The sequence below is a fragment of the Streptomyces sp. NPDC086554 genome (genome assembly GCF_040686095.1).
Lineage (GTDB): Bacteria > Actinomycetota > Actinomycetes > Streptomycetales > Streptomycetaceae > Streptomyces.
On sequence record NZ_JBFBJK010000019.1, the window covers coordinates 36,958 to 53,518 of the forward strand.

Genomic DNA, 16,561 nt, shown 5'->3' on the forward strand with positions numbered 1-16,561 from the left:
AGTTCCGGGGCTCACGGACGCCATAAGCAAGGTAGGGAAGAGCCCCGTGCAGTTCCGCCAACAGGCCCTGTCCAAGCTGCAGTCGCCCGAGGAACTCGACCTGCCGGTGCGCTACGCCCGCCCCCAGGGCCTGCTCGTCCTCGCCATCACCCTCGTCGTGATGGCCGCGGCCGGCGTCTGGGCGGTGACCGGCTCGGTCTCCTCGACGCTGCGCGCGCCCGGCATCCTCACGCACGGTCAGGGCAGTTACGTCCTGCAGAGCCCCGTCACCGGGCAGGTGACCGGCGTCCTCGTCGAAGAGGGCGAACGGCTCGCCGCCGGCGCTCCGGTGCTCAAGGTCCGTACGGAGCAGGGCGACAAGGTGGTCCGCGCCATCGCGGCAGGCCGCGTCACCGCGCTGGTCGCCCGGATCGGCACCGTCGTCACCACGGGCGCCGACGTCGCGACCGTGGAGCGCGTGGACGGCAGCGACGACCCGCTCCTCGCCATGGTCTACGTACCCGCCGACAGCGCGGCCACCGTCCCCGTCGGCGCGAAGGTGGACCTCACCGTTCAGTCCGTGCCCACACAGGAGTACGGCGTGCTGCGCGGGCATGTGAAGGCGATCGGACGGTCCGCGCAGAGCGCACAGAAGATCACGGGATTCCTCGGCGACAAGGAACTGGCCGAACAGTTCACCCAGGACGGCCCGCGCGTGGCGGTCCTCGTGCGGCTCGACCGCTCGTCCGCCACCAAGTCCGGCTACGCCTGGTCGTCGGCGGGCGGCCCGCCCTTCGCACTCGACTCCATGACCCTGGCCACCGGCGCCTTCCACCTCGCCGAGCAGCGCCCGATCGATTGGCTGCTTCCGTGACCGCACCGCACCCCTCCCCGGCACACCAGCAGCAACTGCCGCCCCCCGGCGGACGCCGCAGGCACCGCCCCGAGCCCCCGCAGCGCAGCCGCCGCCGAGCGGCGCAGCGCCCCCCGTCCAAGGGCAAGCGGCAGAAGACGGTGCGCACCCCCACCGTCCTGCAGATGGAGGCCGTGGAATGCGGCGCCGCCGCACTCGCCATGGTCCTGGCCCACTACGGAAAGCACGTACCGCTGGAGGAGCTGCGCATCGCCTGCGGCGTCTCCCGTGACGGCTCACGGGCCAGCAACATCCTCAAGGCGGCGCGCAGTTACGGCCTCACCGCCAAGGGCATGCAGATGGAGCCGGCCGCGCTCGCCGAGGTCAAGGCGCCCGCGATCCTGTTCTGGGAGTTCAACCACTACGTCGTGTACGACGGCATGGGGCGCCGCCTGGGCCGCCGCGGCGTCCACATCAACGACCCTGACAAGGGCCGCCGTTTCGTGCCGTCGGAGGACTTCGACACCAGCTTCACCGGTGTCGTCCTGGTCCTCGAACCGGGCGACGACTTCCGCCCCGGTGGGCGCAGGCCCGGCATCATGCGGGCGCTCCCGGCCCGCCTGCGCGGCACCACGGGCACCATGCTCGCCGCGCTCCTGGCCAGCCTGCTCCTGGTGGCGGTCGGCGCGGCGCTGCCCGCGCTCAGCCGGACGTACATCGATCTGTTCCTGATCGGCGATCAGACCTCGCTGCTCGGCGCGCTGTTCGCGTCCATGGGCGCGATGGTCGCGCTGACCGTGGTCCTCACCTGGCTGCAACAGGCGAACCTGCTGCGCGGCCGCATCATCTCCTCCACCCTCAGCAGCGCCCGCTTCCTGCGCCATCTGCTGCGCCTGCCCGTCACGTTCTACGCCCAGCGCAGCCCCGCCGACCTCGTGCAACGCCTGGCGTCCAACGACGCGGTCGCCGAAACCCTGGCCCGCGATCTCACGGCCGCAGGCGTCGACGGCATCGTCGTACTCCTCTACGCGGCCCTGCTGTGGACGTACGATCCCCAGCTCACCCTCGTCGGCGTCGGTATCGCCCTGCTGAACATCGTGGCGATGCGCGTGGTCATCCGGCTGCGGGCCACCGGCACCCAGAAGCTGCGCGCCGACAGCGCCAAGCTCACCAACACCTCGTACACCGGCCTGCAGTTGATCGAGACGATGAAGGCCACCGGCGGCGAGAACGGCTACTTCCGGCGGTGGGCAGGCCAGCACGCCACCACTCTGGAGGAACAGCAGCGCCTCGGCGTGCCCAGCGCCTGGCTCGGCATCGTCGCACCGACGCTCGCGACCCTGAACAGCGCGCTGATCCTGTGGATCGGCGGCCTGCGCGCGGTGGAGGGGCATCTGTCGATCGGCCTGCTCGTCGCCTTCCAGGCCCTGGTGACCCGCTTCACCGCACCGATCACCCGCCTCAACGGTGTGGCAGGACGCATCCAGGACTTCGCCGCCGACGTCGCCCGCCTCAAGGACGTAGAGAACTTCCCCGTCGACACGCTCTACTCCCGCCCCGAACCGGCCGCGAGCACCCGCCGCCTCAAGGGCCACGTCACCCTCGAAGACATCTCCTTCGGCTACAGCCCCCTGGACAAGCCGCTCCTGAGCGGCTTCTCCCTGACGGTCGGCCCCGGCCAGCAGGTCGCGCTCGTCGGCGGCTCGGGCAGCGGCAAGTCGACCGTCTCCCGGCTGATATCGGGCCTCTACAGCCCGTGGGAGGGCACGATCCGCATCGACGGACAGCGCCTCGAGGACATCCCGCGCGGCGCGCTCGCCGCTTCCGTCTCCTTCGTCGACCAGGACGTCTTCCTCTTCGAGGGCACCATCCGCGACAACGTCGCCCTGTGGGACCCCTCCATCCCGGACGACGCCGTCGTCGCCGCGCTCAAGGACGCCTGCCTGTACGAGATCGTCGCCCGCAGACCCGGCGGCATCCACGGCCGCGTCGAGCAGGACGGCCGCAACTTCTCCGGCGGCCAGCGCCAGCGCCTGGAGATCGCCCGCGCGCTGGTGCGCCGCCCCAGCATCCTCGTCCTCGACGAGGTGACCAGCGCCCTGGACGCGGAGACCGAGCAGGTCATCATCGACAACCTGCGCCGCCGCGGCTGCGCCTGCGTCGTCATCGCCCACCGCCTGAGCACCGTGCGCGACAGCGACGAGATCGTCGTCCTCGACCACGGCACGGTCGTCGAGCGCGGCCGTCACGAGCACCTGGTCGCCGCGGGCGGTCCCTACGCCGACCTGGTCAAGGAGCACTGAGGTGACCTCGGTACCGGAGCAGTACACGCACACCGGCCACACCGGCGATGCGCACACCGCGTACACGGACGACGCGGTCGCCGCCGCCTTCGGCGCGCTCGGAACGCCCGCCGACTGCACGGACCTGCGCAGCGTCCACCTGGAGGGGCCGCAGGTGCTGTGGCTCGTCGTGGCAGGCGCCCTCGACCTGTTCGCGGTCGACGCCGCACAGCAGGGCCACTGGCATTTCCTGGGCCGCCTCGAACCGGGCACCCTGCTCCTGGGCCCCGTCGAAGGCCCCCAGCACACCCTGGTCGGACGCCCCCTCCAGGGCTGCGAGCTGCGCCGCATCCCGCTGCGCGAGCTCTACCGCCCCGACTACGGCGACACCTGGGCCTACGAGCAGCAGTACCCCAGCCAGTACGACACCCAGGACCAGGCCCTGAGTCTGCTCGAGCACGCCTTCGCGCTCGGCATCGGACGCGGCCACCGGGTGCTGTTCGAAGCGCCCCTCGACGGGCGCATCATGGGCGACGACGTGGTGACCGACGACGAGATCCTCTGGATGCCGGTCGCGCCGGGCAGCGTGCAGTACGGCGCGGCCTACAGCACGGAGGCCGCGGGCGATCTGCTCGTGGACCCCGGCGTCTGGCAGCGCATGGTCAACCAGCAGTACCGGCTGCTGTCCACGCTCGACCGCTGGATCGAACGCCTGGAGCGCGCCCACGAGGACCGCACGGCCGCCGGCATCAAGGCCGGTGAGACGGTCCGCGAGCAGGCCGACCGGACCCTGATCGCCTCCATCGGCCGCTCGGGCAGGGGCGGTTCGGGCCGTCCCGCGTCCCAGGGCGGCGACGACATGACGTACGCGGCCTGCCGTCTTGTCGCCGACGCGGCCGGCATCAAGCTGGCGGCCCCGGCGGAGAGCGGTGCGGTCAGCGACCGGATCGACCCGGTGGAGCAGGTCGCGGTGGCCTCGCGGATCCGCACCCGTGCCGTCCGGCTCGACGGTCCCTGGTGGCGCGAGAACGCGGGCCCTCTGGTGGGGCACCGGGCCGCGAGCGGGGCGCCGGTCGCGCTGCTGTGGCGGCGCGGCGGCTACGAGTCGGTGCACCCATCGTCCGGGCGGCGCACGCGCGTCGACGAGGACAACGCGGAGGAGTTCGAGCCGCAGGGCGTCATGTTCTACCGGCCGCTGCCGGACCGGGCGTTGACCCCCTGGGGTCTTTTCCGCTTCAGCCTGCGCGGCAACGGCGGCGACGTACGCAATCTGGTGATTGCCGGTCTGGTGACGGTCCTCATCGGGGCCCTGGTGCCGATCGCGACGGGCCAGGTGCTCGGCGTGTACGTGCCGAACGCCGAGAAGAGCCTCATCGTCCAGGTCTCCCTGGCCGTCATGATCACCAGCATCGTCTCTGCGGCGTTCATGCTGCTGCAGAACCTCACCATCCTGAGGATGGAGGGCCGCATGGAGAGCGCCCTCCAACCGGCCGTCTGGGACCGTCTGTTGAGGCTGCCGACCCGCTTCTTCGCCTCCCGGTCCACCGGTGAACTGGCCAGCGCGGCGATGGGCGTCAGCGCCATCCGCCGGGTGCTCTCGGGCATCGGCCCGGTGGCCCTGCAGGCAGGCACGGTCGGCGCGATGAACCTCGTCCTGCTGCTCGTCTACAGCGTGCCTCTCGCCCTGGCCGCGCTCGGCATGCTGGCCGTCATCGCCGGGGTGTTCCTCGCGCTCGGGCTGTGGGAACTGCGCTGGCAACGCCGCCTGGTCGAGCTCGGCAACAAGCTCAACAACCAGGCGTTCCAGACCCTGCGCGGACTGCCCAAGCTCCGCGTCGCAGGGGCGGAGAGCTTCGCGTACGCGGCATGGGCGGGGGAGTTCGCGCGCAGCCGTGAGCTGCAGCAGCGCGCGGGCCGCATCAAGAACCTCACGACGGTCCTCAACGCGGTCTATCTGCCGCTCTGTACGCTCATCATGTTCGTGCTCCTCGCGGGCCCGGCGCGCGGCAGCCTCACCGCGGGGGAGTTCCTCACCTTCAGCACCGCCGTGACGATGCTCCTGACATCCGTCACACAGCTCACCGGGGCACTGATCTCGGCGGCCTCGGTCCTCCCGATGTTCGAACAGATCAAGCCGGTCCTCGACGAGGCCCCCGAGGTGCGGGGCGCGAGCACGCAGCCCGGCGAACTCCAGGGGGAGATCGAGGCCCGCGCCGTCTCCTTCCGCTACGCCGACGACGGCCCGCTGGTCCTTGACGACGTGTCCCTGGCCATCCGCCCCGGCGAGTTCGTGGCGATCGTCGGCCCGAGCGGCTGCGGAAAATCGACCCTCCTTCGCCTGCTCATCGGCTTCGACAAGCCGGTCGCGGGCAGCGTCCTCTACGACGGCCAGGACCTCTCCGCCCTCGACCAGGCCGCCGTACGCCGCCAGTGCGGGGTCGTGCTGCAGAACGCGCAGCCGCTCACCGGCTCCATCCTCGACTGCATCTGCGGCGCCGAGACGTTCACCCAGGAAGAAGCCTGGGAGGCCGCGGCGATGGCGGGCCTCGCCGAGGACATCAAGCGCATGCCGATGGGCCTGCACACGATGATCTCCGGCGGGGGAGCGGTCTCCGGCGGCCAGCGCCAGCGCCTGATGATCGCCCAGGCGCTGATCCGCCGCCCCCGCGTCCTCTTCTTCGACGAGGCGACCAGCGCCCTGGACAACGAGACACAGCGCACGGTCATCGACAGCACCCGCGCCCTGAACGCCACCCGCGTCGTGATCGCCCACCGCCTCTCCACCGTCCTGGACGCCGACCGCGTGATCGTCATGTCGGAGGGCCGCGTCGTCCAACAGGGTCCGCCTGCCCAGCTGTTGGCGGACACGGGCGGACGGTTGCACGAGTTGGTGCGGCGCCAGATGAGCTGACCCGTCAGAGGGATCCGGGGACGACGAACAGACCCCAGGTCACCAGCGGCGCGACCACGGCAATGCCAAGACCCCAGGCCATCAGCCGACGAAAGACGAAGTCGCGCTGCTTCTCCGGGGTGTTGGCGGTCACCAGCGCCCCGCTGGTGGAGAACGGCGATGCGTCCACCACGGACGCGGAGATGGCAAGGGCGGTGATGAGGTAAATCAACAGGGCGCCTACGAGGGGTGCCTGAATGGAGGCGACCTCCTTGCCGAGGTAGTCGATGGTGCCCATGCGCTCCATCTGGCTCACGTAGGTGACGATGCCGCAGACCAGCAGCACGGTGGACCACGCACACCGCTCGACCGCGCCCTTGGCCGACTTGGGGGAGACCAGGGAGAGCACGACGGTGATGCTGAGCGCCATGAGACCCACGTCGAGGTCGAAGAAGAGCGCTCCGGCGACCAGGCCGAGCAGGGTCAGGGCGCGGGGGCCGTCGAGGCGTACGGGCGCGTCCGGTACCGCGATCGCATTGCCCGCGGTGTTCGTGGCGACGGTGAGGGTCGGCCGGGATGCGCCACCCGCCTCGACCAGTTGACCGCCGGGCGGTCCGTCGTCGCGTCTGTCCGGTGCGGGGAGCGTGCTCCCGGCGCCGGTGCCGTACGTCGCCGCGCGTTGCCCCAGCAACTTTCGCCCGCCGAACACGAAGAAGACGATGACGCAGAGCGCGACGTTGCGCTCGACGACGTTGTTGGTGATGCCGCCGAACACGCCGATGGGCGAGAAGCCGCCCGCGCTGGCCCCGTTGGCGATGAGCAGCCCCATGAGCACGGGGTTGATGCCGTACGTCGCGGCGAAGCCGAGCCCGATGGGCGCGATGATCCCGACGGCCGCCGGGGTGACCGCGCCGACCGCGGTGAGCACGGCGGTGACCAGGAACATGACCCAGGGGATGAGAGCGATGCGGCCCCGCACCGCCTTCACGGCCGCGTGCACGAGCCAGTCGACCGAGCCGTTGTTCTTCGCGATGGCGAACAGTAAGAGCCGATGATGAACGCGGCCACCAGGGCGAGCGCGCCCAGATGGACGGAGGAGAAGGTCGCGATGGCGAAGATCAGCACCAGGGTCTGACACGAGGGCTCCCTTGCCGTCGGCCGATGGTCATGTCGCGGAGCGCCGGGGCGTGTTGAGGCCGGGGCGCGTGAAGGGCTCAGGGGAGTCGATTGGATTCCGACATGCGGAATCAGGCTTTCGCGGTGGGGAGTATTGAAGCGCTTCGCCCGGGACGTCAAGGGGGGCGCGCATGATTCCGGTGCGGTGCCGCGCCCCGTAAGGGGCGCGGGGCTGTATCTATGTGCGGCTCCGCCGCGTGGGCGCGACCAGCCCCCACCAGCCCGCGGATTCATCACCGCCTCGACGGACCCTGCCGCACCTGCCCCAACGCGGCGCTGACTCGCAACGCCGTCTCACTCACCAGCAATCCATGCGCCACGCTCGACTCCTCCGTCATCCGACTCGTCGGCATATTGACGCTGATGCTCGCCACCGGCGAACCCGCCCCGTCCAGGACCGGCGCGGCGACCGCCGACACATCGGTGCGCCACTCGCCGCAGTTGGTGGCGTAACCCCGCTCCCGGATCAGCGCGAGCTCGGCGAGCAGCGCCTTCCGGTCCGTGATCGTCGTGCCGGTGAACTCATCGAGCCCGGCGGCCAATTGACGCTCGATCGCCTCCGTGGAGCGGGATGCGAGCACGGCCTTGCCGTTCGCGGAGGCGTGGATGGGCAGCCGGGTACCGAGGGCCAGGATGATCCGCACCGGCTTGGAGGTCTCCAGGCGCTCGATCAGGACCACCGATTCGCCGTCCGGGACGGTCAGATGCACCGTCTCGTCGGTGCGCCGCCGCAGCTCCTCCATGATCGGCACGGCCACGTCGCGCAGGCTCAACTCTCCGGTGGCGAGCCGCCCGACCTGCAGCGCCTTGGTGGTCAGCGCCCAGCGCGTGACCTCTCCACCGGCGGGCCGGATCCAGCCCGCCGTGTGCAGCGTACGCAGGGCTCGCTGCGCCGAGCTCTTGGGCAGCTCCAGGGCGCGGGCCAGGTCGGCGACGCCCACCGGCTGGCGCGCGGCCACCTCTTCAAGCACTCGAAGTGCGTTGAGAACGCTCTGCATCCGTTGACTCCCCTGCGGTCGGCTCCTATGCTCCGGCGTGCCACTTTACGAAACACCGTGCCACAATGCGGCACACGTCTCAAGGGAGTTGGCCACAGTGACCTCTCAGTCCGGGCGGCACTTCTTGCAGATACCGGGCCCCACCAACGTCCCCGACCAGGTGCTCCGCGCCATCGCGGCGCCCACCATCGACCATCGCGGCCCCGAATTCGCCGCGTTCACAACGGAGTTGCTCGCCGACCTGGGACCGGTCTTCGGTGCCACCGGACCCGTCGTGATCTTCCCCGGCTCCGGCACCGGCGCCTGGGAAGCGGCTCTGGTCAACACGCTCAGCACCGGAGACCGCGTCCTGCACGTCGAGACCGGCCACTTCGCCACGCTCTGGCAGCAGATGGCCACCGCTCTCGGCCTGTACGTCGACTTCGTGCCCGGCGACTGGCGCCACGGAGCCGACCCCGATGCCGTCGCCGAACACCTCGCCGCCGACACCGCCCACACGATCAAGGCCGTCTGCGTAGTGCACAACGAGACCTCCACCGGCGTGACCAGCCGGGTCTCCGAAATCCGGCGGGCGATGGACGCGACAGGGCACCCGGCGCTGCTCCTCGTCGACACCATCTCCTCGCTCGGTTCGATCGACTACCGGCACGACGAATGGGGCGTCGACGTCACCGTCGCGGGCTCCCAGAAGGGCTTGATGCTCCCGCCCGGCCTGAGCTTCAACGCCGTCAGCGAGAAGGCGCTCGCCGCCTCCCGCACGGCGGGACTGCGCAGGTCGTACTGGGACTGGCAGCCCGTCATCGAGGCGAACAAGCGCGGCTACTTCCCCTGCACCCCCGCCACCAACCTCCTCTACGGCCTTGCCGAGGCGCTGCGCATGCTGCGGGCAGAAGGGCTCCCCGCGGTCTTCGCCCGTCACGACCGGCATGCGGCGGCCACCCGAACCGCCGTACGCGGCTGGGGACTTGAGCTGCTGTGCGCCGACGAACGGGAGTACTCCTCCTCGCTCACCGCGGTGCTCATGCCCGAGGGCGACGACGCCGACAAGGTGCGCGAGGTCATCCTCGACAGGTTCGACATGTCCCTGGGCGCCGGGCTCGGCAAGCTCGCCGGACGGGTCTTCCGCATCGGCCACCTCGGCCACTTCAACGCCCTGACCCTCGCGGGCACCCTCGCCGGCGTCCAGATGGGCCTCCAACTGGCCGGCGTACGCATCGACCCGAACGGACTCACCGCCGCCCTGGACATCCTGCGCGACGAGTGACGCCGCCGAAGCGTCGAGTGACGCCGCCGAACTCTCCACCCAGCAGAGGAGGTTGCCGCGCATGTCCGTCACCAACCGCGACGAGAACCCCACGGACGACGACCCCACGGACGACGATCCCGCGGGCAATGAAAAGGCCCGCGCTCTCAAGGAAGACCTCGTCAAGGATCTCGACGGTGAGGTCCGGTTCGACGACTACACCCGCCATCTGTTCGCCCGCGACGCGAGCATGTACGCGATCACGCCGATGGGCGTGGTCTTCCCCCGGCACGCCGACGACATCGCCGCCGCCGTCGCGGCCGCCGCCGCCCACCAGGTCCCCGTCGTGCCGCGCGGCGCCGGCACCAGCCTGGCAGGACAGACCGTCGGCCCCGGCCTTGTCCTCGACCTGTCCCGCCACATGAACGCGATCGTGGAGCTCGACCCCGGCAGCGGCACCGCCCTGGTCGAACCCGGTGTCGTACAGGACCAGCTCAACCGCACCGCCGGCCCGTGGGGCCTGATGTTCGGCCCCGACACGTCGACCAGCAACCGCGCCACCATCGGCGGAATGATCGGCAACAACTCCGCCGGCAGCGGCTCTGTCCGCTACGGCATGACCATCGACCACATCCGCGAACTCGACGTGGTGCTCTCGGACGCGAGCCGGGCCCGCCTCGGCCGCGTCGACGAGACCGAACGCGCCCGCCGCGCCGAGCAGGAGACCCTCGAAGGCGCCCTCTACCGCGAACTGCCCGAGATCGTCAGCGCCAACGCGACGGCGATCGCCGATGGCTTCCCGGCCCACTGGCGCCGCGCCTGTGGCTACCGCCTCGACCGGCTCGCCCGCGACGACGCCCCCTTCGACCTCGCGAAGTTCGTCGTCGGCTCGGAGGGGACCCTTGCCGTGGCCACTCAGGCCCTGGTCGACCTAGTGCCCAAGCCGAGCCGCACCGTGATCGCCGTGGGCCACTTCGCCTCCGTCGCGCAGGCCATCGCCGGTACGGAGGACGCGCTGGCCTGCGACCCGGCCGCCGTGGAGCTGATGGACCGTACGATCCTCGACCTGTCCCGCCGCAAGATCGAGTACGCGGCGCTCGGCGACCTCCTCCAAGGAGCACCCGAAGCGCTGCTCTTCGTCTCCTTCACCGGCGACGACGAGGGCGAACTCCTCGACCGGATGCGGCGCCTGACGAAGCTGTGGGCGCGGCACGGCCACGGCTACCACACCCTGCAGGCGGTCACCCCGGCCCAGCAGGCGTCGCTCCTGAAGGTCCGCAAGGCCGGGCTCGGCCTGCTGATGGCCGCCGGCGAGGGCACCCGCCGCCCGCTGGCCTTCGTCGAGGACACCGCGGTCGACCCCGCCCATCTCGCCGACTACACCCGCCGGTTCAAGGACGTCCTCGACCGGCACGGCATGAGCGCCGGCTTCTACGGCCACTGCTCGGTCGGCTGTCTGCACATCCGCCCCTACCTCGACCTCGCCGACCCGGCCGACGTGGGTCGGATGCGCGCCGTCGCGGAGGAGATCAAGGACCTGGTCGCGGAGTACGGCGGCGTGAACTCCAGCGAGCACGGCGACGGCCTGGCGCGCAGCGAGTTCAACCGGGAGATCTTCGGGGATCAGCTGTACGAGGCGATGCGCCAGGTCAAGCGGCTCTTCGACCCGCACGGCGTACTCAACCCCGGAAAGATCGTGGACGCGCCGCCGATGACGCAGAGCCTGCGCGACGCGGCCCTGCCGCCCGCCGAACCCCTGCGCACCCGGCTCTCCTTCGAGGTCGTCGGCGGGGGCGGCATGCGCGCGGCGGCCGACCGGTGCATGAACATCGGCCTGTGCCGCAAGAGCGGCAGCGGCGCCATGTGCCCCTCGTACATGGCCACCCGCAAGGAAGAGGACTCCACCCGCGGCCGGGCGGGTGCCCTGGTCAAGGCCCTCTCCGAACCGGACCTGCAGGCCGCGCTCGGCGACGAACGCCTCCACGAGATCCTCGACCTGTGCCTGATGTGCAAGGCGTGCAAGAGCGAATGCCCGCTCGGCGTCGACATGGCAACCCTCAAGAGCGAGACCCTCTCGCACTACCACGACGCCCACGGAGTGCCGCTGCGCTCCCGCCTCTTCGGTGCCATCCGTACGCTCAACCGTCTCGGCTCGGCCACCGCGCCGCTGTCCAACCTGCCGGGACGCATCGCACCGGTGCGCCGCCTCATGGACCGCGTGGCCGGCATCGCCCCGGCACGGCCGCTGCCGGTCTTCGTGCGCCACAACCTGCTGCGCTGGTTCCGCCGCCGGACACCGGTCGCGCACCCCGTCACCGAGGGCACCGTCACCTATCTCGCCGACTCCTTCACCACCTTCACGGAGCCGGACATCGGCCGGGCGGCCATCGAGCTCCTCGAACGGTCCGGCTGGCGCGTGCGGTTGGAGAGCGGCGGCTGCTGCGGCAGGTCCAGCCTCTCCAAGGGTCTGGTCGACGACGCGAAGAACAAGGCACGCGACCTCGCCCACAGCCTCGCCGACACGACCGACCCCGGCTCGCCGATCGTGGGGTGCGAGCCCTCCTGCCTGATGACCCTGCGCGACGAACACCGGGCGCTGCTGCCGGACGACACCGCCGTCAAGGACGTCGCGGGCCGGGTGCGCCAGGTCGAGGAACTGCTGGTGGAGGCCATCGACGCGGGCCGGCTGCGGCTGCGCGACGACTCCTGGCTCGCGGGCCGCAGACTCCTCTACCACGGCCACTGCCACCAGAAGGCCGAGGTCGGCACGGCCGCGACCATGGCCCTGCTCAACCGCATCCCGGGCGTGACGGTGAGCGAACTGGACGCCGGATGCTGCGGAATGGCGGGATCCTTCGGCTTCGAATCCGAGCACTACGACGTATCCATGACGGTGGGGGAGGACCGTCTCTTCCCCGCGATCACACAGGAATCCCCGGACACGGTGGTGGTGGCCACCGGCGTCTCCTGCCGCCAGCAGATCTTCCACGGCACGGAGCGGAACGCCTGGCATCCGGTCCAGCTGCTGAGGGAGGCGGTGACGGCGACAACGGGCCAGCCGCGTTCAGGAGAGGCAAGCCGCTGGCCCTGACCGATCCCGCCGACCGTGCGCGCTTCTGGCCGTTCGTCCCCGCGTGGGTCGAGCAGACACCGACCATGCAGGATGCGCCGCTGGTCGTGGTGCCGCTGGCCTACAAGGCCTGCGGCCGTTCCGCGCCGAGTTCGGTGTGCCCGGCGCGACACGGACGACGTCATCCACCGCGGACACTGGGGTGGCCGAATCGCCTGATCTGCGCCGCTCTCCACCTACGCTCGCCTCAGCACCGAGGAAAGGCCGATGACGTGGCAGATGACGAGCGGGATCTCGCGCAGGCGCAGCGGGTCCACTGGCAGGAGACCTACACCGCGCACCCCGGCATGTACGGCGAGCGGCCCTCCGCCCCCGCCGTGCACGCCGCCGAGGTGTTCCTGGCGGGTGGCGTACGCGATGTCCTTGAGCTGGGCGCCGGGCACGGCCGGGACGCCCTGTACTTCGCCCGCGAGGGCTTCGCCGTTCGGGCCACCGACTTCAGTCCCGCCGGATTGGAGCAACTGCGGACCGCCGCCCGTGACCAGGGCGTCGACCAGCGGGTGACCACCGCCGTCCACGACGTGCGCGAGCCGCTGCCGTTGCCCGACGCCTCCGTCGACGGGGTCTTCGCGCACATGCTGCTGTGCATGGCCCTGTCGACCGAGGAGATCCAGAAGGCGGTCGGCGAAGTCCGCCGCGTGCTGCGGCCCGGCGGCACCTTCGTCTACACCGTGCGGCACACCGGCGACGCCCACTACGGAACCGGTGTCGCACACGGCGACGACATCTACGAGCACGGCGGCTTCGCCGTGCACTTTTTCGACCGCGGCCTGGTCGACGAACTCGCCGACGGCTGGACGCTGGACGATGTCCACGCCTTCGAGGAAGGCGAGCTGCCGCGCCGCTTGTGGCGCGTCACCCAGACCGTGCCGCGCTGACACACCGGTCAGGCACGGGCCCCGGCCGCGGGGATGCGCTCCAGTACCCCGCCCGCGAAGACGTCGTACAGCGGCAGCGTCTCCAAGTGGACGTAGCCGATGTGGCAGTCGCACACGGCGAGCGGGCAGGCGCGTGGCTCCAGGGCGCGGCGGTAGGAACCGTCGTAGAGATTGCCCAGCTCGCTGCGGACGAAGTGGCAGCGGCGGACCGTGCCGTCGCCGTCGACCGAGACGACCGACTCGCCCGTACGGCACGGCAGCCCGGCCGAGCGGTGCGGGTGGCGGCTGTAGGGGAACAGGGGGTCGAGGGCCGTCCACTGCTCGGCTTCGGCGTCGGTGTAGGTGTGGCCCTCGGCGGCGTTCACCCATAGATAGACCTCACCCGGCAACGCCGCGCGCAGCCGCCGGGCGTCGTCGAGGTGCTCGGCCATGCCGACGACGCCGACGCTGAACCGCACACCCCGCTCGGCGAGTTGACGCGTCTTGGCGAGGAAGCGGTCGTAAGGCGTCTGCCCCGGGTGATACGTGCACCACAGTGCGACCGTGTCCGGATCGGCCTCGGCAAGCCAGTCCGTACGGCAGCTGAGATTGGTCTGGATGGCAACCCGGTCGATGTGGTGTTGGTGGGAGAGCTCGACCAAGGCGCGCCGGTACCAGGATCGGACCAGGCCCTCGCCCCACGGCGTGAAGAGGACGGAGAGACGGTCATCGGTCTGCCGCCCGGCCCACCCCGCGAACCGCTCAAGGGCCGCCCGGTCGGCCCGCAACTGGCCGGGGCTGTCACGCCGCTTGGCGAACGGGCAGTACGGGCAGTCGTAGTCGCACGACGCCAGCGGGCCGCGGTACAGGATCGTCAGGTCCATGCTCGCTCCGCTCACTTCAGTTCGTACGCGGCCATCGCGGCGCGCACCTCGGGGGAGAAGAGATCGGGGCCGATCGCGTCGGAGTGTGCAAGGCCCTCCGGGGTCAGACGCAGCACATCGGCGTCCCGCTCCATCCAGCCGCACTCGGCGAAGCCGGCGAGCTCGGCGGGGAAGTCCTCGCCCGGGTCGGTGCCGAACCGCTTGCGGTAATCCGCCAGTTGCATACCGTCGGCCTGCAGCAGCGACTGGAGCAGATGACGGCGGCGGGCCTCAGCCCCGTCGACCCGGCGGCCGTGCACGGCACGGGTGAAGTCCTCCGTGGCGGTGTAGTCGTCGATGATCGTGCGGATCTCGCGCAGGTCGACCGCGTAGTCGAAGGAGTAGTGCAGCGTCGAGGTGTACGAACGGGCCCCGCAGCCAAGGCCGATCATGCCGTCGGTCTGGCACGCGTAGTTGTCCGCACCCTGCGGCGGCGCGTCCGCGCGGCGGAACATCCGCATCGACACCTGGACATAGCCCTCGGCGATGAGGTGGTCGCGGCCCTGCCGGTACAGCCGCAGCCGCTGCTCGTCCCACTCGCCGTCGGTGAGTGCCGTGCCGCCCTGCGCCGCCCCGTGCTTGCCCAGACCCGTCAGCGGCCGTACGTACAGCGGGTAGAGGTAGAGCTCCTCGGGCCGCCAGGCGAGCGCGGCGTCAAGCGAAGTGCGCCAGCTGTCCTCGGTCTGGCCTTCGATCCCGTAGATGAGGTCGATGTTGAGCACCGGGATGCGGGCGTCGCGGATCCGCCCGAGCGCCGCCTCGACGTCCGCGCGGCGCTGGGGCCGCACGGCCGCACGGGCTTCGGCGTCGACGAAACTCTGCACGCCCAGGCTGAGCCTGGTCGCACCCCGCTCGGCGAGGACCGCGAGCCGGTCGGCGGTCGCGGTCGCCGGGGACGCCTCGACGGACAGGGGTATCGCGCGCAGATCGGCACCCATGCGCCGTTCGGCGATGTCGCAGAGCCGCTCCAGCTCGGCGGCATCGAGATAGGTGGGGGTGCCGCCGCCGAACGCCGCGTTGGCGAACCGCAGGGGCGTCGCCGCCCCGTCCCGCTCGTCGAGCGCGTCCCGCACGGCGGTCGCCTGCCGGTCGAGGGCGTCGAGGTAGCGGGTGGTCAGTTCGCCCGGGGCGCCGATGCGGGTGAACAGATTGCAGAAACCGCAGCGGACCTCGCAGAACGGTATGTGCAGATAGAGGGAGAGCGCGTCCTTGGGCTCCCCCTCCCACAGGGTGCGCAGCTCGGGGCGGTCGGCGAGCGGGCGGTACGCGGTCTTGTGCGGGTAGGCGTAGACGTAACTCTGGTACGGGCGTGGGCGTGGGCGCGGGGTGCTCATGCGGACGGCTCCAGGAAGAAGTGGGCGTACGGCACCGTCCACACGGCCTCGTGTCCCAGGCGGTGGCCGGTGTAGCCGTCGTCGCCGTACGTCGTGCCGTGGTCGGAGCAGACGATGGCGAAGCAGCGGCGGCGCGAGCTCAGCGCGGCGAACAGCGGCCCGATGTGACGGTCGATGTACTCCAGAGCGGCTGCGTGCGTGGCGCGGCTGTCGCCCGTCTCGCGGGTGGCGCCGGGCAGATGGAACCAGTTGGGCTGGTGCAGCGCGGCCGCGTTGAGGAAGAGGAACAGGCGCTGGTCGTGGGGGAGTTCGGCGACCACCTTCTCGGCGCACGCCACCTGCGCCTCGAAGGACGTCGGCGAGGCCACGCCGAACTCCGGCTCCCAGTGGCTCTCCTGGAAGAGGCCGGGCAGTACGTTGCCCAACGCGCCCTGCTTGTTGAAGAAGCCGACGCCGCCGATGCACACCGTGCGGTAGCCGGCGTCCGCGAGGCCGGACACCAGGTCGGGGGTGTCGAAGACGAAGGTGCGCCCGGCGGTCGTCTCACTGCCCGCGAAGCGCGCGGCGAACAGCCGCGGATGCGGGCCCGGCGCGGCGGGCGTGGGCAGGAACCCGGCGAACATCGCCTGATGCGATGCATAGGTGAAACTGCCCGGAGCGTGCCGCTTCTCCCAGGCGCCGCCGGGCAGATGGCGGGCCAGATTCGGGATGCGGCCCGCAGCGGCGAGCTCCACGGCCACGTCGTGGCGGAGGGTGTCGAGCGTGACGAGGAGAAGGTCGTCGCGGCCGACGACCTCGTTCATGTCGAGTGAGGCGTCCGCGGCGGCTGCCGGGTGTCCGCCGGCGGTGGCCGGCACGTCGGAGATGTCAGGCGCTTGCATGGTGGTTCCTTGCGG

At 71.0% G+C, this 16,561-nt stretch carries 11 protein-coding genes; 6 read left to right on the plus strand and 5 right to left on the minus strand.

The window, feature by feature from the left end; translation table 11 throughout:
* Nucleotides 1-46: 46 nt before the first annotated feature.
* From AB0O76_RS28625 to AB0O76_RS28635, 3 genes are read left to right on the plus strand one after another with little or no spacing between them, the layout of a single operon-like run.
* Nucleotides 47-853 (plus strand): HlyD family efflux transporter periplasmic adaptor subunit, encoded by an 807-nt coding sequence (locus AB0O76_RS28625; RefSeq protein ID WP_365496811.1) that lies wholly within the window; start codon nucleotides 47-49, stop codon nucleotides 851-853.
* Nucleotides 850-3,135, plus strand: coding sequence for an NHLP family bacteriocin export ABC transporter peptidase/permease/ATPase subunit (locus AB0O76_RS28630; RefSeq protein WP_365496813.1), 2,286 nt, complete (start codon nucleotides 850-852; stop codon nucleotides 3,133-3,135). Before AB0O76_RS28625 ends, AB0O76_RS28630 begins: the two co-directional genes overlap by 4 nt.
* Nucleotide 3,136: 1 nt before the next feature.
* Nucleotides 3,137-6,025: an NHLP bacteriocin export ABC transporter permease/ATPase subunit gene (locus AB0O76_RS28635; RefSeq protein ID WP_365496815.1), complete on the plus strand. Its 2,889-nt coding sequence runs from the start codon at nucleotides 3,137-3,139 to the stop codon at nucleotides 6,023-6,025.
* Between the two features lie 4 nt (nucleotides 6,026-6,029).
* Here the strand turns inward: AB0O76_RS28635 and AB0O76_RS28640 are convergent, their stop codons facing one another.
* Together AB0O76_RS28640 and AB0O76_RS28645 are read right to left on the minus strand one after the other, a co-directional pair.
* On the minus strand, nucleotides 6,030-7,004 hold the full coding sequence (locus AB0O76_RS28640; RefSeq protein WP_365496817.1) for an SLC13 family permease: 975 nt from the start codon (nucleotides 7,002-7,004) through the stop codon (nucleotides 6,030-6,032).
* 409 nt (nucleotides 7,005-7,413) lie between these two features.
* Nucleotides 7,414-8,178, minus strand: coding sequence for an IclR family transcriptional regulator (locus AB0O76_RS28645; RefSeq protein WP_365496819.1), 765 nt, complete (start codon nucleotides 8,176-8,178; stop codon nucleotides 7,414-7,416).
* Between the two features lie 97 nt (nucleotides 8,179-8,275).
* Here AB0O76_RS28645 and AB0O76_RS28650 point away from each other — a divergent pair, with 97 nt between their 5' ends.
* The 3 genes from AB0O76_RS28650 to AB0O76_RS28660 all read left to right on the plus strand — a co-directional run bounded on the left by AB0O76_RS28650 (nucleotide 8,276) and on the right by AB0O76_RS28660 (nucleotide 13,429).
* Nucleotides 8,276-9,442, plus strand: a complete 1,167-nt coding sequence (locus AB0O76_RS28650) for an aminotransferase class V-fold PLP-dependent enzyme (RefSeq protein WP_365496821.1) — start codon at nucleotides 8,276-8,278, stop codon at nucleotides 9,440-9,442.
* A 61-nt stretch (nucleotides 9,443-9,503) separates the two neighbouring features.
* Nucleotides 9,504-12,512, plus strand: a complete 3,009-nt coding sequence (locus tag AB0O76_RS28655) for an FAD-linked oxidase C-terminal domain-containing protein (protein WP_365496823.1) — start codon at nucleotides 9,504-9,506, stop codon at nucleotides 12,510-12,512.
* A gap of 251 nt (nucleotides 12,513-12,763) precedes the next feature.
* A complete protein-coding gene (locus AB0O76_RS28660) occupies nucleotides 12,764-13,429 on the plus strand; it encodes a class I SAM-dependent methyltransferase (protein ID WP_365496825.1) in 666 nt (221 codons plus the stop codon).
* 8 nt (nucleotides 13,430-13,437) lie between these two features.
* Here AB0O76_RS28660 and AB0O76_RS28665 read toward each other — a convergent pair whose 3' ends face one another.
* The 3 genes from AB0O76_RS28665 to AB0O76_RS28675 are packed head-to-tail and all read right to left on the minus strand — an operon-like array spanning nucleotide 13,438 to nucleotide 16,468.
* Entirely contained in the window at nucleotides 13,438-14,292 is an 855-nt protein-coding gene (locus AB0O76_RS28665; protein ID WP_365496826.1) for an STM4011 family radical SAM protein, read from the minus strand.
* Between the two features lie 11 nt (nucleotides 14,293-14,303).
* A complete protein-coding gene (locus AB0O76_RS28670; RefSeq protein WP_365496828.1) occupies nucleotides 14,304-15,665 on the minus strand; it encodes an STM4012 family radical SAM protein in 1,362 nt (453 codons plus the stop codon).
* On the minus strand, nucleotides 15,662-16,468 hold the full coding sequence (locus tag AB0O76_RS28675) for an STM4013/SEN3800 family hydrolase (protein WP_365497108.1): 807 nt from the start codon (nucleotides 16,466-16,468) through the stop codon (nucleotides 15,662-15,664). The genes AB0O76_RS28670 and AB0O76_RS28675 overlap by 4 nt, the downstream gene beginning before the upstream one ends.
* Between the last annotated feature and the right edge of the window lie 93 nt (nucleotides 16,469-16,561).